General features: G+C 71.3%; 16 protein-coding genes. 1 reads left to right on the forward strand and 15 read right to left on the reverse strand.

Annotated elements, in window-relative coordinates; genetic code table 11:
* Nucleotides 1-114: 114 nt before the first annotated feature.
* From ACWD6P_RS23435 to pgsA, 15 genes are all read right to left on the reverse strand, one after another.
* On the reverse strand, nucleotides 115-2652 hold the full coding sequence (locus ACWD6P_RS23435) for a RelA/SpoT family protein (protein WP_451446125.1): 2538 nt from the start codon (nucleotides 2650-2652) through the stop codon (nucleotides 115-117).
* Between the two features lie 216 nt (nucleotides 2653-2868).
* Entirely contained in the window at nucleotides 2869-3417 is a 549-nt protein-coding gene (locus ACWD6P_RS23440; protein WP_451446101.1) for an adenine phosphoribosyltransferase, read from the reverse strand.
* Complete coding sequence (gene secF, locus ACWD6P_RS23445; protein WP_451446102.1) at nucleotides 3414-4535, reverse strand: protein translocase subunit SecF; 1122 nt, start codon at nucleotides 4533-4535, stop codon at nucleotides 3414-3416. The genes ACWD6P_RS23440 and secF overlap by 4 nt, the downstream gene beginning before the upstream one ends.
* Before the next feature lies 1 nt (nucleotide 4536).
* The gene (gene secD / locus ACWD6P_RS23450; RefSeq protein WP_451446103.1) at nucleotides 4537-6318 is read right to left on the reverse strand and encodes a protein translocase subunit SecD; all 1782 of its coding nucleotides are present in this window, start codon (nucleotides 6316-6318) and stop codon (nucleotides 4537-4539) included.
* Nucleotides 6319-6465: 147 nt separating this feature from the next.
* Nucleotides 6466-6990 carry a preprotein translocase subunit YajC gene (gene yajC, locus ACWD6P_RS23455; RefSeq protein ID WP_451446104.1) on the reverse strand — a complete coding sequence of 175 codons (525 nt, stop codon included), beginning with the start codon at nucleotides 6988-6990 and terminating at the stop codon, nucleotides 6466-6468.
* Nucleotides 6991-7154: 164 nt separating this feature from the next.
* Nucleotides 7155-8243 carry a Holliday junction branch migration DNA helicase RuvB gene (ruvB, locus tag ACWD6P_RS23460; protein ID WP_451446105.1) on the reverse strand — a complete coding sequence of 363 codons (1089 nt, stop codon included), beginning with the start codon at nucleotides 8241-8243 and terminating at the stop codon, nucleotides 7155-7157.
* A gap of 82 nt (nucleotides 8244-8325) precedes the next feature.
* Nucleotides 8326-8943 carry a Holliday junction branch migration protein RuvA gene (gene ruvA / locus ACWD6P_RS23465; RefSeq protein ID WP_451446106.1) on the reverse strand — a complete coding sequence of 206 codons (618 nt, stop codon included), beginning with the start codon at nucleotides 8941-8943 and terminating at the stop codon, nucleotides 8326-8328.
* A complete protein-coding gene (gene ruvC, locus ACWD6P_RS23470; RefSeq protein ID WP_451446107.1) occupies nucleotides 8940-9491 on the reverse strand; it encodes a crossover junction endodeoxyribonuclease RuvC in 552 nt (183 codons plus the stop codon). The genes ruvA and ruvC overlap by 4 nt, the downstream gene beginning before the upstream one ends.
* Before the next feature lie 173 nt (nucleotides 9492-9664).
* The gene (locus tag ACWD6P_RS23475; RefSeq protein ID WP_030415315.1) at nucleotides 9665-10417 is read right to left on the reverse strand and encodes a YebC/PmpR family DNA-binding transcriptional regulator; all 753 of its coding nucleotides are present in this window, start codon (nucleotides 10415-10417) and stop codon (nucleotides 9665-9667) included.
* Between the two features lie 73 nt (nucleotides 10418-10490).
* The gene (gene pdxT / locus ACWD6P_RS23480) at nucleotides 10491-11084 is read right to left on the reverse strand and encodes a pyridoxal 5'-phosphate synthase glutaminase subunit PdxT (protein WP_451446108.1); all 594 of its coding nucleotides are present in this window, start codon (nucleotides 11082-11084) and stop codon (nucleotides 10491-10493) included.
* Nucleotides 11085-11094: 10 nt separating this feature from the next.
* Nucleotides 11095-12006, reverse strand: coding sequence for a pyridoxal 5'-phosphate synthase lyase subunit PdxS (gene pdxS, locus ACWD6P_RS23485; protein ID WP_451446109.1), 912 nt, complete (start codon nucleotides 12004-12006; stop codon nucleotides 11095-11097).
* A gap of 150 nt (nucleotides 12007-12156) precedes the next feature.
* Nucleotides 12157-12702: a hypothetical protein gene (locus tag ACWD6P_RS23490; RefSeq protein ID WP_451446110.1), complete on the reverse strand. Its 546-nt coding sequence runs from the start codon at nucleotides 12700-12702 to the stop codon at nucleotides 12157-12159.
* A gap of 50 nt (nucleotides 12703-12752) precedes the next feature.
* Nucleotides 12753-13913, reverse strand: coding sequence for a glycosyltransferase family 4 protein (locus tag ACWD6P_RS23495; protein ID WP_451446111.1), 1161 nt, complete (start codon nucleotides 13911-13913; stop codon nucleotides 12753-12755).
* Complete coding sequence (locus tag ACWD6P_RS23500; protein ID WP_451446112.1) at nucleotides 13910-14845, reverse strand: phosphatidylinositol mannoside acyltransferase; 936 nt, start codon at nucleotides 14843-14845, stop codon at nucleotides 13910-13912. The genes ACWD6P_RS23495 and ACWD6P_RS23500 overlap by 4 nt, the downstream gene beginning before the upstream one ends.
* Before the next feature lie 3 nt (nucleotides 14846-14848).
* Nucleotides 14849-15499, reverse strand: a complete 651-nt coding sequence (gene pgsA, locus ACWD6P_RS23505) for a phosphatidylinositol phosphate synthase (protein WP_451446113.1) — start codon at nucleotides 15497-15499, stop codon at nucleotides 14849-14851.
* Between the two features lie 263 nt (nucleotides 15500-15762).
* Here pgsA and ACWD6P_RS23510 point away from each other — a divergent pair, with 263 nt between their 5' ends.
* Entirely contained in the window at nucleotides 15763-17961 is a 2199-nt protein-coding gene (locus ACWD6P_RS23510) for an elongation factor G-like protein EF-G2 (RefSeq protein ID WP_451446114.1), read from the forward strand.
* Nucleotides 17962-18026 lie beyond the last annotated feature (65 nt).

An 18026-nucleotide genomic window follows, 5' to 3' on the forward strand; every position in this document is an offset into this window, starting at 1 on the left:
GCCGCTCTCGCGGAGGTGGTTGCTCGCCGTCGGGGTTCCTCAATTAATGGCTGAGGATCTCGGCACGAAAGGGCCTCGGTACATAGGTACCGAGGCCCTCTTCTCGTGACGCAGCTACGGCCTACGGGCCGACGTCACCCGGTAGACGTCGTAGACGCCCTCCACGCCCCGGACCGCCTTGAGCACATGCCCCAGATGCTTCGGGTCGCCCATCTCGAACGTGAAGCGGGAGGCGGCGACGCGGTCGCGGGAGGTCTGGACGGCCGCCGAGAGGATGTTGACGTGCTGGTCCGACAGGACCCGCGTGACGTCCGACAGGAGCCGGGAGCGGTCCAGCGCCTCGACCTGGATGGCGACCAGGAAGACCGAGGACTGGGTGGGCGCCCACTCGACGTCCAGGATCCGCTCCGGCTGCCGGGACAGCGAGTCGACGTTGACGCAGTCCGCACGGTGCACCGAGACGCCGCTGCCGCGGGTGACGAAGCCGATGATGGGGTCGCCCGGCACCGGCGTACAGCAGCGGGCGAGCTTGACCCAGACATCGTCGACGCCCTTGACGACCACGCCGGGGTCGGCGCTGGAGCGGCGCTTGGAGCGCGGCCGGATCGGGGTGGACTCGGCGATGTCCTCGGTGGCCTCGTCCTGGCCGCCGAGCGCCTGCACCAGCTTCTGGACGACGCCCTGCGCGGCGACATGGCCCTCGCCGATGGCCGCGTACAGCGACGAGATGTCGGGGTAGCGCATCTCGTGCGCGAGGGTCACCAGGGAGTCGCCGGTCAGGATCCGCTGGATCGGCAGGTTCTGCTTGCGCATGGCGCGCGCGATGGCGTCCTTGCCCTGCTCGATGGCCTCGTCGCGGCGCTCCTTGGAGAACCAGCCGCGGATCTTGTTGCGGGCGCGCGGGGACTTGACGAAGCCGAGCCAGTCCCTGGACGGTCCGGCACCCGTGGCCTTGGAGGTGAAGACCTCCACCAGATCGCCGTTGTCCAGGGTCGATTCGAGCGGTACGAGGCGCCCGTTGACCCGCGCCCCTATCGTGCGGTGGCCGACCTCGGTGTGCACCGCGTAGGCGAAGTCGACGGGCGTGGCGCCGGCCGGCAGCGCTATCACGTCGCCCTTCGGCGTGAAGACGAAGACCTCGTTGCGGGACAGATCGAAGCGCAGCGACTCCAGGAACTCGCCCGGGTCCTCGGTCTCCTTCTGCCAGTCCAGCAGCTGCCGCAGCCAGGCCATGTCGTTGACGGCGGCGCTGTCCTTGCCGGCCTTGCCGGCGGTGGACTTCGGTACGTCCGTACGGATCTTGGAGGCGCCGGCCACCGCCTCCTGCTTGTACTTCCAGTGCGCGGCGATGCCGTACTCGGCGCGGCGGTGCATGTCGAAGGTGCGGATCTGCAGCTCGACCGGCTTGCCGCTGGGGCCGATGACCGTCGTGTGCAGCGACTGGTACATGTTGAACTTCGGCATCGCGATGTAGTCCTTGAACCGGCCGGGGACCGGGTTCCATCGCGCGTGGATGGTGCCGAGGGCGGCGTAGCAGTCGCGGACGGTGTCGACGAGGACGCGGATGCCCACCAGGTCGTAGATCTCGGCGAAGTCGCGGCCGCGCACGATCATCTTCTGGTAGACGCTGTAGTAGTGCTTGGGGCGGCCGGTGACGGTGGCCTTGATGCGGGCGGCGCGCAGATCGGCCTGGACCTCGTCGGTCACTATCGCCAGGTACTCGTCGCGCTTGGGCGCCCGCTCGGCGACCAGCCGCACGATCTCGTCGTACATCTTGGGGTAGAGGATCGCGAAGGCGAGGTCCTCCAGCTCCCACTTGATGGTGTTCATGCCCAGGCGATGGGCGAGCGGCGCGTAGATCTCCAGCGTCTCGCGCGCCTTCTTCTCCTGCTTCTCGCGCTTGAGGTAGCGCATGGTGCGCATGTTGTGCAGCCGGTCGGCGAGCTTGATGACCAGGACGCGCGGGTCCTTGGCCATCGCGACGACCATCTTGCGGACCGTCTCGGCCTGCGCGGCCTCGCCGAACTTGACCTTGTCGAGCTTGGTGACGCCGTCGACCAGCAGCGCGACCTGGTCGCCGAAGTCGCGGCGGAGGGTGTCCAGGCCGTACTCGGTGTCCTCGACGGTGTCGTGCAGCAGGCCCGCCATCAGCGTCGCCGGGTCCATGCCCAGCTCGGCGAGGATGGTGGTGACCGCGAGCGGATGGGTGATGTACGGGTCGCCGCTCTTGCGCTTCTGGCCGCGGTGCCAGCGCTCGGCGACCTGGTAGGCCCGCTCGACCTGGCGCAGCGTCGCGGTCTCGATCTTGGGGTCGTTGCCGCGGACGGCCCGCAGCAGCGGCTCCAGGACCGGGTTGTACGGGCTGGAGCGCTGGACGCCCAGCCGGGCGAGGCGGGCCCGTACGCGGTTGGGCGAACCGGAGCGGCCGGCCGGGGCCGGCGGCAGCGGCTTGGCCGCGGCGGGCTGGGCGGCCTTGGCGGGCGGCTTGGGCGCGCGGGCCGGGGCGGAGGTGGCGGGCCGGCCGGCGGGGGGCCGGGGCCCCGCGTTCCCGTCGGGTTCGCCGGGCCGCTCGGGCTTGGGCGCGTCCGGGGAAGCCGCGTTCACCGGCTTCGGCTCGTCCGCGCGCGCGGCATCGGATCCCGTCGGACGCAGTCCGGGGGAGAGCGGCTGGGCCTCGTCTGGCAAGAGCACTCCTCAAGCGGTTCCGGACCCCAGGACCTCGAACGGGTCGGGGTGCCATGGTATCGAGCCCGCGGCCGCGGCTCCCCCGCGGCCATGGGTCCGTACATGACACAGCAGCAGGGGCACCCGGATTCTTCCGGATGCCCCTGCTGCTCATGTGGTGCGCGTGTGCCGCCCGGAGCGGGCTCAGACCGTGATCAGAGCCTCCAGCGGAGCGCCCTTCAGACCCGGCTCCAGCCGCTGCCGCCCGGCCAGGAAGCCCAGCTCCAGCAGCACCGCCAGGCCCGCGACCTCGGCGCCCGCGCGCCGGATGAGCTGCACCGACGCATCGGCCGTGCCGCCGGTGGCGAGCACGTCGTCGATCACCAGCACCCGGTCGCCGGGAGCCAGCGCATCGGCGTGGATCTCGATCTCGGCGGTGCCGTACTCCAGCTCGTAGGCCTGGCCGAGGGTCTCGCCGGGCAGCTTGCCCGCCTTGCGGACGGGGACGAAGCCGATGCCGGCGCGGACCGCGACCGGGGCGGCGAGGATGAAGCCGCGAGCCTCCAGGCCCACCACCTTGTCGGCGCGATGCCGTGCGCACAGCTCGGCGAAGGCGTCGGTGAGCGCGCCGAAGGCGGCCGGGTCGGCCAGCAGCGGGGTGATGTCCTTGAACATCACGCCCGGCTGCGGGTAGTCCGGCACATCGGAGATCTTGCTGAGCAGCAGCTCCCTCAGGGCTGCGGAGGCGCTCATCGGCGCTTGCCCGACGAGCCGCCGCGACCGCGGCCCCGGGGGGCGGACTGGCCGCGCGGTCCGACGACCGCGGTGCCGTCGCCCTCCTCGGCGACCTCCGCGCCGGAGCCGGCGTCCTGCGCGTTCTCCTGGCTCGCGGCCTTGGCCGCCGCGGCGGCGCGCTTCGCCTTGACGCGCTTGGCCAGCGCCTTCATCTCCGGCTCGGCGTTCTTGAAGTCGGCGACCAGCGGGGTGGCGATGAAGATCGAGGAGTACGCACCGGCGGCCAGACCGACGAACAGGGCCAGCGAGATGTCGTTGAGCATGCCCGCGCCCAGCACACCGCCGCCGACGAACAGCAGACCGGCGACCGGCAGCAGCGCCACGACCGTGGTGTTGATCGACCGCACCAGGGTGCTGTTGATCGAGCGGTTGGCGATCTCGCTGTAGGTGAAGCGGCTCTGTTTGGTGATGTCCTTGGAGGCTTCCTTGAGGCTGTCGAAGACGACGACCGTGTCGTACAGGGAGTAACCGAGGATGGTCAGCAGACCGATGACCGTGCCGGGGGTGACCTCGAAACCGACCAGGGCGTAGATGCCGACCGTGATCGTGAGGTCGTGGATGAGCGCGATCAGGGCGGCGAGCGCCATCCGCCATTCGAACGCGATGGCCAGATAGAGCACCACCAGGATCATGAAGATCCCCAGGCCCAGCCAGGCCTTGTTGGCGATCTGCTCACCCCAGCTCGGGCCGACCAGCTGGGTGTTGACGTCCTTGACCGGAACCTTCAGGTCCTTGGCGAGCTCCTCCTGGACCGGCACCGCCTGCTTGGTGTCCAGGCCGCTGATCTGGATGCGCAGCGCACCGCCGCCGAGCTTCTGCACCAGGGCCTGGCGGCCGCCCGCCGCCGACTCGGCCTTGTGCTGGGCCTCCGAGGCGGTCACGGAGGTCTTCGGGGTGGTGAAGACCGCGCCGCCGGAGAACTCGATGCCCATGTTCAGACCGCGCACCGCCAGGCCGACGATGGCCGTGATGGTGATGAGGATCGAGATGCCGTACCAGATCTTCCGCTTGCCGATGAAGTCGTAGCCGACCTCACCGCGGTAGAGCCGGGCGCCGATGTTTCCGAGCTTGGACATCTCACGCCTCCTTCGTCTGGGTGGGGGCGGTGCGACGACGGCGCAGCGGCGGCTTGGCGCCCAGGCGCTTGGGGTCGAGGCCGGACCAGGAGTGTCCGTCGGCGAAGAACTTCCGCCGGGCCAGCAGCGTCATCAGCGGCTTGGTGAAGAGGAAGACCACCACGACGTCGAGGACGGTGGTCAGGCCGAGGGTGAAGGCGAAGCCCTGCACCTTGCCGACGGTGACGATGAACAGCACCGCGGCGGCCAGGAACGACACGAAGTCGGAGACCAGGATCGTGCGGCGGGCCCGCGGCCAGCCGCGCTCGACGGCCGGGCGCAGTGTGCGTCCCTCGCGGATCTCGTCCCGGATGCGTTCGAAGTAGACGATGAACGAGTCGGCGGTGATGCCGATGGCGACGATGGCGCCGCAGACCGCCGGGAGGTTCAGCGCGAAGCCGATGGCCGGGCCCAGCAGCGTCATGATCGTGTACGTCAGGATCGCCGAGGCGCACAGGCTCGCCAGCGCGACCAGCGCCAGGCCCCGGTAGTAGGCGATGAGGTAGATGACGACCAGCGCGAGGCCGATGGCGCCGGCGATCAGACCGGCGTGCAGCTGCTCGCCGCCGAGGGCCGCGGTGACCGTGGTCTCGTCGTCGATCTTGAAGGAGAGGGGCAGCGCACCGTACGACAGCATGTTGCCGAGGTCCTCGGCGCTCTGCTGGGTGAAGCCGCCGGAGATGGTGGCGTTACCGCCGTTGAGCCGCTCGGTGACCCGCGGGTCGGAGACCACCGCGCCGTCCAGGACGATCGCGAACTGGTTCTGCGGCGGCGCCTTGGTGGCGAGCTTGCCGGTGATGTCCGCGAACTTCTTGCCGCCCTCGGAGGTGAAGTCCATCTGGACGATCCAGCCCTGGCCGGTCTGGCTGTCGAAGACGGCCTTGGCGTCCTTGACGTCCGTGCCCTCGACGGCGATCGGGCCGAGCGCGTACTTCTGGGCGCCGTCGTCCTTGCAGGCCACGATCGGGTCGGACGGCTTGGCGCCGGCGGCCTTCTCACCGGCCACGGCGCGGCTCTTCTTGGTGGAGCAGTCCAGCGCGTCCAGCTGCTTCTGGAGGGCCGCCGGGAGCTGCTGGGCACCGGGGACCGACGGCGGGGCCGGCGGTGCGGAGGGCTTGGCCGAGCCGGACGGAGTGGGCTTGGCGGACGGCGCCTTCTTCAGCGCGTCCGTCACGGCGCGGCCCTGCGTCGTCGGCTTGGCGCTCGGCGACTGCGACGAGGAGGCGTTCTGCTCGGTGCCCGGCTTGTCGTCGGCCTTGTCGCCGGACGCCTTGTCACCCTTGCCCGTGTCCTTCGCACCGCTCTTGGAGGGGCTGGGCTCGGGGGTCTTGGTGCCCACGGTGGTGGTCAGCACCGGCCGGAAACCGAGCTGGGCGGTGGTACCGACCTGCTGGCGGGCCTGCTTCGCGTCCGTCCCCTTGGGGATGTTCACGATGATGTGGTTGCTGCCCTGCGTCTGGACCTCGGACTCGGTCACACCGAGACCGTTGACCCGCCGCTCCATGATGCCGGCGGCGGTGTTCATGTTGGTCTCGTTGATCGCGTTGGGCTTGCCCGGCTGGTTCTGGGCCGCCAGCGTGAAGCTCGTACCGCCCGCCAGGTCGATACCCAGCCGGGGGGTCAGCGTGCCGGAGTAGAACATGCCTCCGACCAGCCCCACCATCGCGATCAGGACCAGCAGCAGGGTGCGGCCCGGATGCCCCTGGCTCGCGGGCGCCCTGCGGCCCTTCTTCGGTGCTGCCACCTTCTCGTTTCTCCCTGTCCAACCCCTCGGCCCGGGGTGTCGGCCGAGTGGCCACGAAGTCTTGTGCGGACCTGCCCCCGCCGGAGCCTAGACCGTCCCGGAACCGCGGTGCACGACTCGACGTGCTCCGCGGTTCCGTGGGATGGACTACTTGGCGTCGTCGCCGCCGGCCTTCTTGTCCTCCTTGGCGGCGTCGGCGTCTGCCTTGACGGTGTCCTTGTCGGCCTTGTCGGCGGCGGGCTGATCGGCAGCCGGCTCGGCGTCGGCCGGGGTCTCGGCCTTGCCCAGCTCGATCTTGGCGGCCTTTTCACCCGTCTCGGTGGCGGTGTCGCCGGTCAGCGAGGAGGCGTCGTCGGGGACGACCGGCTCGTCGGCGTGGACCGGGTCAGCACCGTCCAGAATGCGGTTGTACTCCTCGTCCGCAAGCACCGCGCCAACGGCGTTCTTGGCGTAGATGGCGTGCACGCCGGGGGCGACCTCCAGGAGGACGGTGTCGTCGTGGACCTCCTTGACGGTGGCGTACATGCCACCGATGGTCCGCACGCCGGCGCCCGGCTGCATCTGGTTGCGCATCTCCACGGCCGCCTGCTGCTTCTTCTTGGCGGACCGCGTCATCAGGAACATGGCCCCGATGAGGACGATGAAGGGGAGGAGAGTGACGATATTGGGCACGGGACGGATATCCTTCACACGACCGCGCAAGCCGCGGCCTCATTTATCGGGGGTGGGTATGCCGGCCCTGCGGACTGGCATCGGCGGAGTCTAAGCGAGTCCCCACCACTGGAACAACGCCCAGCATCGCACCGCAGTTCCTGGCCGGGCGAGTCTCCGCGCCGTCACACCCCGAACAAGCCCTGCTGTCCGTTTCCGCCCGCTTGCTGCTGCGGCGGGACCAGCCCGAGATGGGTCCAGGCGGCCGGCGTCGCGATACGTCCCCGGGGGGTCCTGGCCAGCAGTCCCTCGCGTACGAGGAACGGCTCGGCGACCTCCTCGACCGTCTCGCGCTCCTCCCCCACCGCGACCGCCAGCGTCGACAGGCCCACCGGGCCGCCGCCGAAGAGCTTCAGCAGGGCGGTGAGCACCGCGCGGTCGAGGCGGTCCAGCCCGCGGACGTCGACCTCGTAGACCCCCAGGGCCTGCGCGGCGATCTCGCGGGTGATCAGGCCGTCCGCCTTGACCTGGGCGTAGTCGCGGACCCGGCGCAGCAGGCGGTTGGCGATACGGGGGGTGCCGCGGGAGCGGCCGGCGATCTCGGCGGCGCCCTCGGGCTCTATCTCGACGTCGAGCAGCCCGGCGGAGCGGTGGATGACCCGCTGCAGCTCGGCGGGGGCGTAGAACTCCATGTGGGCGGTGAAGCCGAAGCGGTCGCGCAGCGGGGGCGGCAGCAGACCGGCCCGGGTCGTGGCCCCGACCAGCGTGAACGGCGGGAGCTCCAGCGGGATGGCGGTGGCCCCCGGGCCCTTGCCGACGATCACGTCGACGCGGAAGTCCTCCATCGCCATGTAGAGCATCTCCTCGGCGGGCCGGGACATCCGGTGGATCTCGTCGAGGAAGAGGACCTCGCCCTCCTGGAGGGAGGAGAGGATCGCGGCGAGATCGCCGGCGTGCTGGATGGCGGGGCCGGAGGTGATCCGGATCGGGGCGCCCATCTCGGCGGCGATGATCATCGAGAGGGTGGTCTTGCCCAGGCCCGGCGCTCCGGACAGCAGGACGTGATCGGCGGTGGCGCCGCGGGCACGGGCCGCGCGCAGCACCAGGTCGAGCTGTTCGCGCACCCGCTCCTGGCCCACGAACTCGGCGAGGTCCTTGGGCCGCAGCGCGGCCTCGACGGCGGTGTCCTCGCCGTCCGCGTCGGCCCCGACCAGCCGGTCCGGGCCGCCGGGGGCGGTGTCCTCGGCGGGCGGTGCGGTCTCGTCCCAGTTCACTGCGGATTGCCTCGCGGGGTCGGGGCGGCCGGGCCGCCTTCGTGGTCGTACGGTCGGGGGCCCACGGCCCCGGTGGCGGCGGTCACCGGGCGCGGTTGAGGGTCTGCAGGGCGGCCTTGAGCAGCTGCGGTACCTGGGGTGCGCCGCCCGCGGCGAGCGCCGCCTCGGCCTGCGGGGCGACCGCGGTGACCGCCTCGTCCGCCTCGCGGGTGGCGTACCCGAGCCCGATCAGGGCGGCCTGCAGCTGGTCGCGCCAGCCGGCCGTGACGGCGCTGCCGACGGCGGGGCCGCTGCCCACCGGCTCGCCGAGCCGGTCCTTGAGCTCCAGGAGCAGCTTCTGCGCGCCCTTCTTGCCGATGCCGGGCACGGCGGTGAGCGCCTTCTCGTCACCGGTGGCGACCGCGCGGCGCAGCGCGTCCGGTGAATGCACCGCGAGCATGGCCTGGGCGAGCCGGGGACCCACGCCGCTGGCGGTCTGCAGCAGCTCGAACGTCTGCCGCTCGTCGTCGTCGGAGAAACCGTAGAGCGTGAGCGAGTCCTCGCGGACGACGAGGGAGGTGGCGAGCTTGGCCGGCTGTCCGATGCGCAGCGCGGCGAGCGTGGTCGGGGTGCACTGGACGGCCATGCCGATACCGCCGACCTCGACGACGGCGGTATCGGGAGCCAGGGCCGCGACCGGGCCGGAGACAAAGGCGATCATCGGGAGCCCTTCAGCGTGCGGACGGGAGCGGAGGTGCGGCGGGCGGCGGCCTGGGCCTGCTGGAGGCGGTTGACCGCGGGAGCCCGCCAGATGTGGCAGATGGCGAGGGCGAGGGCGTCCGCGGCGTCGGCCGGTTTCGGTGGCGCGTCGAGCCGCAGCAGGCGCGTGACCATGGCGCCGACCTGGGCCTTGTCGGCCCGGCCCGAGCCCGTGACAGCCGCCTTGACCTCGCTGGGGGTGTGCAGCGCGACCGGCAGTCCGCGGCGCGCCGCGCACAGCATGGCGACCGCGCTGGCCTGGGCGGTGCCCATGACCGTACGGACGTTGTGCTGGCTGAAGACCCGCTCCACGGCGACGAATTCGGGGCGGTGCGCATCGAGCCACTCGTCGATGCCGCGCTCGATGAGGACCAGCCGGTGGGCGATGTCGGCGTCCGCCGGGGTGCGGACGACGCCGACGCCGGCCATCTTCAGCGGGCGGCCGGCCAGGCCTTCCACCACGCCGACCCCGCACCGGGTCAGCCCCGGGTCCACCCCGAGCACCTTCACGCTGCCCCTCCCCTCACGCCGTACCGTTTCGTCCCCCGCTCCCCCGCGGGGGGGCGGAAGATCCCCTGCTCAGCACAGTATCGGGTGCCACTGACAACGCGACGGGCCGACGGGGGTGTGTTCCCCGTCGGCCCGTGTGCGAACGGCGGCGCGGCCGCGCGATGGCGCGGAACTCAGGCGTCGACCTTGGCCATCACGTCGTCCGGGACGTCGAAGTTGGCGAAGACGTTCTGCACGTCGTCGCTGTCCTCCAGCGCGTCGATCAGCTTGAAGATCTTGCGCGCGCCCTCTTCCTCCAGCTCGACCTGCATGGTCGGGACGAAGTTGGCGTCGGCCGAGTCGTAGTCGATGCCGGCCTCCTGGAGCGCGGTACGGACCGCGACCAGGTCGGTGGCCTCGCTGAGCACCTCGAAGGACTCACCGAGGTCGTTGACCTCCTCGGCACCGGCGTCCAGCACCGCGCCCAGCACGTCGTCCTCGGTCAGTTCACCCTTGGGGACGATCACCACGCCCTTGCGGTTGAACAGGTACGAGACCGAGCCCGGGTCGGCCATCGAACCGCCGTTGCGGGTCATGGCGACGCGGACGTCCGAGGCGGCACGGTTGCGGTTGTCGGTGAGGCACTCGATGAGCACCGCGACACCGTTGGGGCCGTAGCCCTCGTACATGATGGTCTCGTAGTCGGCGCCGCCGGCCTCCAGGCCCGCACCGCGCTTGACCGCGGAGTCGATGTTCTTGTTGGGCACCGAGCTCTTCTTGGCCTTCTGGATGGCGTCGAAGAGGGTCGGGTTGCCGTCCGGGTCGGCACCGCCCGTACGGGCCGCGACCTCGATGTTCTTGATCAGCTTCGCGAAGAGCTTGCCGCGCTTGGCATCGATCACGGCCTTCTTGTGCTTCGTCGTAGCCCATTTAGAGTGGCCGGACATCCGCCTGTCTCCTTCGCGTAACCAACTTCTGAAACGAACGCCATAGATCCTACCGGGGCCGGGTGACGCGGTGTTACACAGTCACGCTGCGCACCATCTCGACGAACAGCCCGTGGACGCGGTGGTCGCCGGTGAGCTCCGGGTGGAACGACGTGGCGAGGACGTTACCCTGCCGCACGGCCACGGTGTGCCCGTCGTACGTCGCCAGGACCTCGACCGCGCCGCCGACCGACTCGACCCAGGGCGCCCGGATGAAGACGCCCTCGACCGGTCCGCCGGGGATGCCGTCGACGTCGATGGCCGCCTCGAAGGACTCGTTCTGCCGTCCGAACGCGTTGCGGCGCACGATCATGTCGATGCCGCCGAGCGTCTCCTGGTCCTCGCGGGCGTCCAGCAGCTTGTCCGCGAGCATGATCATGCCGGCGCAGGTCCCGTAGACCGGCTTGCCCGCGCGCACGAACGCGCGCAGCGGCTCCAGCATGCCGAAGACGATCGCCAGCTTGGACATCGTGGTGGACTCGCCGCCCGGTATGACCAGGCCGTCGACCTCGTCCAGTTCCTCGGGGCGGCGCACCGGCCGCGCCAGGGCGTCGGCGGCCGCGAGCGCCGTGAGGTGCTCGCGGACGTCGCCCTGGAGGGCCAGCACACCGATCGTGGGAGTACTCATGTACGTACCGTCACCAGCCGCGGTTGGCGTAGCGCTCGGCCTCGGGGAGGGTGTCGCAGTTGATGCCGACCATGGCCTCGCCCAGGTTGCGGGAGACGTCCGCAATGACCTTGGGGTCGTCGTAGAAGGTGGTGGCCTTCACGATCGCGGCGGCGCGCTTGGCCGGGTCGCCGGACTTGAAGATGCCGGAGCCGACGAACACGCCCTCGGCGCCGAGCTGGCGCATCAGCGCGGCGTCGGCCGGGGTGGCCACACCGCCGGCGGAGAACAGCACGACCGGCAGCTTGCCGAGCTCCGCGACCTCCTTGACCAGCTCGTACGGGGCGCGCAGCTCCTTGGCGGCGGCGTACAGCTCGTTGTTGTCACAGCCGCGCAGCTTGGCGATCTCGGCCTTGATCTGGCGCAGGTGGCGGACCGCCTCGACGACGTTGCCGGTGCCGGCCTCGCCCTTGGAGCGGATCATGGCGGCGCCTTCGGCGATCCGGCGCAGCGCCTCGCCCAGGTTGGTGGCACCGCACACGAAGGGGGTGGTGAAGGCCCACTTGTCGGAGTGGTTGACCTCGTCGGCGGGGGTGAGGACCTCGGACTCGTCGATGTAGTCGACGCCGAGCGACTGCAGGACCTGGGCCTCGACGAAGTGGCCGATCCGGGACTTGGCCATGACCGGGATGGAGACGGCGTCGATGATGCCGTCGATCATGTCGGGGTCCGACATGCGGGCCACGCCGCCGTCCTTGCGGATGTCGGCGGGGACCCGCTCCAGGGCCATGACGGCGACGGCGCCCGCGTCCTCGGCGATCTTCGCCTCTTCCGGCGTGACGACGTCCATGATCACGCCGCCCTTGAGCTGCTCGGCCATGCCGCGCTTGACGCGTGCGGTCCCGGTCTCGGGGTTCTGGGGCGTGGTGGGCGTGCTGGACACGGTTTGACCTCACTCAGTGCGGGTGGTTGAACGTGCCGCACACACAACCCTCGGTGAGGGACCGGAGAAAAGGGCCAATTCGCAGCCGGTGGCTCGTTGAGGCCTGCAGTGGCCCCGGCCGGGGCGGCCGACGGCTCCCCGGCGAGGGCCTCAGCCGCCGGCCGAGCGGTCGTCGAGGACGGCCGGCGGCTCGTCGTCCATCTCGAAGGCCAGCGGGAACGGCGCGTGCCCGGCCAGCCGGAAGACCCGCACCACCCGGTGGCGGCGGACGGCACGCGCGGCCCGTACGGCGTCGTTGTGGAAGCGGCGGGCCATCGGGACGCGCCGGACCGCGGCGGTGAGCTCGGCGACCGTCTGCTCGCCGCCGGGTGCCTCCCGTACGGCCTCCAGCTGCGCCTCCTCCGCGAAGATCGCCCGCAGCGTCTGGCTCAGCTCGCTCTCCGCGACCTCGCGGTGGTCCTCCTCGGCCTGCCGGGCCTCGTGCGCCGCCTGGTAGAGGACGATCGAGGCGGCGGGGTCCAGGACACCCGACGTGCCGACCTCCTGCGCGATGGACGCACGCCGCAGGAGCTGGGCGTCGAGGGCCGCGCGGGCGGCGTCGATGCGCGCGTGCAGGCGGTCCAGGCGGCCGGCCGTCCAGCTGAGGTAGACACCGATGAGGACGACCGCTACCGCGATCCAGATGATGGTGGTCACGGGCCGTCACGTTACCCGTACGTCGGCAGCTGCCCCGGGGCGGCGCCTGGTCAGTCCTTCGCCAGCCACCGCCGGGCCCGCAGGCCGACGCGTTCGTCGGTGGCCACCGAGGCCGCGCCGGCGGTGACGGTTTCGTAGACGGCGAGGACGTCGGCGCCGACCGTCGACCAGTCGAAGCGGCGGACATGGCGGCTGCCGCGTTCGCGCAGCTCCGCCAGGCGGGCGGGGTCGCCCAGCAGGCGTACGGCGGCGCGGGCCAGCGCGTCGGCGTCCTCGTTGGCGAAGAGCTCGCCGGCCTCGCCCTGGTCGAGGACCTGGGCGAAGGCGTCGAGGTCGCTGGCGAGTACGGGTGCGCCGGCGGACATCGCCTCCACGAGGATGATGCCGAAGGACTCGCCGCCCGTATTGGGGGCGACATAGAGGTCGACGCTCCGCAGCAGGCGCGCCTTGTCCTCGTCGGTGACCATGCCGAGGAACTCCACCCGGGAGCGCAGGTCGGCGGGGAGGGTGGCGACGGCCTCCTCCTCGTCACCGCGGCCGGCGACGAGCAGCCGGGCGTCGGGCACCTCGGCGAGGATCTTGGGCAGCGCCTTCATCAGGACCGGAAGGCCCTTGCGCGGCTCGTCGATGCGGCCGATGAAGCCGATGGTCCGGCCCTGCCACTCGGGCCTGGGCTCGGCGCGGGCGAAGAAGTCGACGTCCACGCCGTTGGGGATGACCACCGCATCGCCGCCGAGGTGTTCGACGAGGGTGCGGCGGGCGTACTCGCTGACCGCGACGCGGGCGCTGATCTTCTCCAGGGCGGGCTGGAGGATCGGATAGGCGGCGATCATCGCCCGCGAGCGCGGGTTGGAGGTGTGGAAGGTCGCCACGATCGGGCCCTGGGCGGCCCAGCAGGAGAGCAGGCCGAGCGACGGGGAGGCCGGTTCGTGGATGTGGATGACGTCGAAGGCGCCGTTCTGCAGCCAGCGGCGGACCCGGGCCGCGGAGAGGAAGCCGAAGTTGAGGCGGGCGACCGAGCCGTTGTACGGGACGGGGACGGCGCGGCCGGCGGAGACGACGTACGGCGGGAGCGGCGTCTCGTCGTCGGCGGGGGCGAGGACGGAGACCTCGTGACCCAGGCGGATCAGGTGGTCGGCCAGGTCCCGGATGTGGAACTGGACGCCGCCGGGGACGTCCCAGGCGTACGGGCAGACGATGCCGATCTTCACGGTGTCCTCTCGTTCTCCAGGTCGGCGAGCCACAGCCGCTGGAGCATGTGCCAGTCCTCGGGGTGGTCGGCGATGCCGGAGGCGAAGGTGTCGGCGAGCGCCTGGGTCATCAGGGCGGCCTTCTCGGTGCGGGTGCCGGTCTCGGGGACCTCGATCTCGGGGTGGATGCGGCCGCGCATGACGGGCGTCCGGTCGTACCAGAGGGTGACCGGCAGCAGCATCGCGCCGGTCTGTACGGCGAGCATGGCGGGGCCGGCCGGCATCCTCGTCTCCTCGCCGAAGAACTTGACCGGGATGCCGGAGCTGGACAGATCACGGTCGGCGACCAGGCAGACCAGGCCGCCGGCCCGCAGCCGGCGGGCGAGCGTGCCGAAGGCGGCGCCGCCGGTGTGCGGCAGCACCTCCATGCCCAGGCCCTCGCGGTAGGCGACGAAGCGGTCGTAGAGGGACTCCGGCTTGAGGCGCTCGGCGACGGTGGTGAAGGGGGTGTTGAGCTTGGTGGTGACCCAGGCGCCCGCGAGGTCGTAGTTGCCCATGTGGGGCAGGGCGAGGATGACGCCGCGGTCGCTCTTGAGCGCCTCCTGCAGGTGGTGCACGCCCTCGGGCACGAAGCCCGCCCTTATCCGGTCCTCGCTCCAGGCCGGCAGCCGGAAGGACTCCATCCAGTAGCGCATGTACGAGCGCATTCCGGCCCGGGAGAGCTCGGCCAGGCGCTCGGCGGAGGCGTCCGGGACGACCCGGGCGAGGTTGGCCTCCAGGCGGAGGACGCCCTTGCCGCGGCGCTTCCAGGCGGTGTCGGCGATCCGCCGGCCGAGCCGTACGGCGACCCCTTCGGGCAGCTTCTTGACGGTGCTCCAGCCCAGGCCGTAGAGCGCGTCCGTGAGCCTGTCGGTGTCGATCCGCAGCGGACCGCTCTTCTTGCGCGCACTCATGCGCTAGTTCCCCCCTTGTGCGAGGGCGTCGGCCTCGGCCGACTCCCGGCGTACCGTCACCACACGCTGGCCGAGGGTGACCGCGCTGCCGACGCCGACGATCCACAGCGCGACCGGCAGCAGGACCTCGACGCCGGGCACCCCGAACGCGTGCAGCCCCGAGAGCCCGCAGGCCACCAGCGTGATGACCAGCCGCTCGGCGCGCTCCACCAGCCCGTTGACGTCGACCGGCAGCCCGATGGCCTCACCGCGCGCCTTGGTGTACGAGACCACCTGCCCGCTGGCCAGGCAGAAGATCGCCATCCCGCAGAGCACCAGGCTCTCGCCGCGTCCCGCGTACCACAGGGCGAGCCCGCCGAAGATCGCCGAGTCGGCGACCCGGTCGAGGGTGGAGTCGAGGAAGGCCCCCCAGCGGCTGGAGCGGCCGAGCTGCCGTGCCATGTTGCCGTCGACCAGGTCGGAGAAGACGAAGAGGGTGATCACGACCGTGCCCCAGAAGAACTCGCCCCGGGGGTAGAAGACCAGGGCGCCGGCCACCACGCCTCCGGTGCCGACGAGGGTGACCGCGTCCGGGCTGACGCCGATACGGATGAGCAGGGCGGCGAACGGCGTGAGAACACGCGTGAAGAAAGCACGCGCGTACTTGTTCAGCATGGCCTTCCCGGAGGTCGAAACGGGCCGCGAGGTCAAGGGGCCACCGGCTGGCCCATCGTAGCCACGAGGCCGCGGGCCGCCGCGAAGGCATCGCGGCGCAGGGTGCATCCCGCGGCTCGGGGTCGCCGCCACGCGCCTCCGGGCGCGCGAACGGGCCCCGTGTACCCCTTGGGAGCGCCGGGTCCGTGTGCCACGTATGGACGCATCATGACCCCGGTGGAAAGCTCGAATCACCGCAAAGTGTCGACCTGGAGGCGAGACACATGAGCGAGAAGACGAGTACACACCCGGGAGCCGCCGGCAGGGCATCAGCGGCCGACCGGCCCACGGCCCTGAGAAACGTGGTGCTGGTCGGCCACAGCGGATCGGGAAAGACCACTCTGGTCGAGGCCCTCGCGCTGGCTTCCGGCGCGGTCAACCGGGCGGGCCGCGTCGAGGACGGTGGGTGTCTGTCGGACTACGACGAGATCGAGCACCGCCAGCAACGCTCCGTACAGCTGTCCCTGGTCCCGGTGGACTGGGGCGGAATCAAGATCAATATCTTGGACACCCCCGGATACGCCGATTTCGTCGGGGAGCTCAGGGCCGGTCTGCGCGCCGCGGACGCGGCCCTCTTCGTTGTCTCGGCGGCCGACGGCGTGGCCGGCGCGACCCGTATGGTCTGGGACGAGTGCGCGGCCGTCGGTATGCCGCGGGCCCTGGTCATCACGCATCTGGAGGCGTCCCGCGCCGACTTCCACGAGATGACCGAGCTGTGCCGGAGCGCCTTCGGCGGCGAGGACCCGGACGCGGTGCTGCCGCTGTACCTGCCGCTGTACGGAACGCCGGGCGCCGACGGCCACTCCCCCGTCCACGGCCTGATCGGCCTGCTCTCCCGGCGGGTCTTCGACTACTCGTCCGGCGAGCGCACCGAACGTGAGCCGACGGCGGACGAGCTGCCGCTGATCGAGGAGGCCCGCAACCGCCTCATCGAGGGGATCATCGCCGAGAGCGAGGACGAGTCCCTGATGGACCGCTACCTCGGCGGCGAGGACATCGACGTCAAGACGCTCATCGGGGACCTGGAGACGGCGGTCGCCCGCGGCACCTTCCACCCCGTACTGGCCGCCGCACCGGCCGCCGAGGGCTCCCGGCAGGGCCTGGGCACCGTCGAGCTGCTGGAGCTGGTCACCGGCGGCTTCCCGACCCCGGCGGAGCGCGAGGCGCCCGAGGTGACCACCCCGCAGGGCGCGCCGCGCCCCGCGCTGGCCTGCGATCCCGACGGCCCGCTGGCGGCCGAGGTGGTCAAGACCTCCTCGGACCCGTACGTCGGCCGGATCTCGCTGGTGCGGGTCTTCTCGGGCACGCTGCGCCCGGACGAGACGGTGCACGTCTCGGGCCACGGTCTGCAGGACCGGGGCCACGAGGACCATGACGTCGACGAGCGGGTCGGCGCGCTGTCCGCCCCGTTCGGCAAGCAGCAGCGCCCGCTGCCCCAGGCGATCGCCGGCGATCTGGCGTGTGTGGCGAAGCTGTCCCGCGCCGAGACCGGCGACACCCTCTCCGACAAGGACAGTCCGCTCCTGATGGAGCCCTGGACGATGCCGGACCCGCTGCTGCCGGTCGCCATCCGGGCACACAGCAAGGCCGACGAGGACAAGCTCTCGCAGGGCCTGGCCCGCCTGGTGGCGGAGGACCCGACGATGCGCCTGGAGCACAATCAGGACACCCATCAGGTGGTGCTGTGGTGCCTGGGCGAGGCCCATGTCGACGTGGCACTGGAGCGGCTGCGCAACCGCTACGGCGTCCAGGTGGACACGGTCGCGCACAAGGTGTCGCTCCGGGAGACCTTCGGCGAGGCCTCCGCCGGCCGCGGGCGGCATGTGAAGCAGTCCGGCGGGCACGGCCAGTTCGCGATCTGCGAGATCGAGGTGGAGCCGCTGCCGGGCGGCTCCGGCATCGAGTTCGTGGACAAGGTCGTCGGCGGCGCGGTGCCCCGGCAGTTCATCCCGTCCGTCGAGAAGGGCGTACGCGCCCAGGCGGCACGCGGGGTGGCCGCCGGGCATCCGCTGGTCGACATCCGCGTCACGCTGCTCGACGGCAAGGCGCACTCGGTCGACTCCTCGGACGCCGCGTTCCAGACGGCGGGCGCGCTGGCGCTGCGCGAGGCCGCCGCCGGTGTCCGCATCGACCTCCTGGAACCGGTCTGTGAGGTGAGCGTGCTGATTCCGGACGACTTCGTCGGTCCGGTGATGAGCGATCTGTCGGGCCGCCGCGGCCGGGTCGTGGGCACCGAGCAGTCCGGGGCGGGCCGCACCGTCGTGCGCGCGGAGGTGCCCGAGATCGAGATCGGCCGGTACGCCATCGATCTGCGCTCCCTCTCGCACGGCAGCGGGCGGTTCTCCCGGGTCTACGTACGGCATGAGCCGATGCCGCCGCAGCTCGCCGACAAACACCGGGAAGAGGCGGCGAACGGCGCATAGTTGACGCCAGGTCAGCCCTGGATCGGCCGCTGTCCGGCTCAACCCCCTTGGGCTGGACGGCGGCT

The organism is Streptomyces sp. NPDC002446, assembly GCF_053595675.1.

Excerpts from the sequence above, each read along its gene's own strand:
- secF (WP_451446102.1), bottom strand. The coding sequence starts at position 4,535 with ATGTCCAAGCTCGGAAACATCGGCGCCCGGCTCTACCGCGGTGAGGTC.
- ACWD6P_RS23475 (WP_030415315.1), bottom strand. The coding sequence starts at position 10,417 with ATGTCCGGCCACTCTAAATGGGCTACGACGAAGCACAAGAAGGCCGTG.
- pdxT (WP_451446108.1), bottom strand. The coding sequence starts at position 11,084 with ATGAGTACTCCCACGATCGGTGTGCTGGCCCTCCAGGGCGACGTCCGC.
- ACWD6P_RS23510 (WP_451446114.1), top strand. The coding sequence starts at position 15,763 with ATGAGCGAGAAGACGAGTACACACCCGGGAGCCGCCGGCAGGGCATCA.
- ACWD6P_RS23500 (WP_451446112.1), bottom strand. The coding sequence starts at position 14,845 with ATGAGTGCGCGCAAGAAGAGCGGTCCGCTGCGGATCGACACCGACAGG.
- ruvA (WP_451446106.1), bottom strand. The coding sequence starts at position 8,943 with ATGATCGCCTTTGTCTCCGGCCCGGTCGCGGCCCTGGCTCCCGATACC.
- pgsA (WP_451446113.1), bottom strand. The coding sequence starts at position 15,499 with ATGCTGAACAAGTACGCGCGTGCTTTCTTCACGCGTGTTCTCACGCCG.
- ACWD6P_RS23440 (WP_451446101.1), bottom strand. The coding sequence starts at position 3,417 with ATGAGCGCCTCCGCAGCCCTGAGGGAGCTGCTGCTCAGCAAGATCTCC.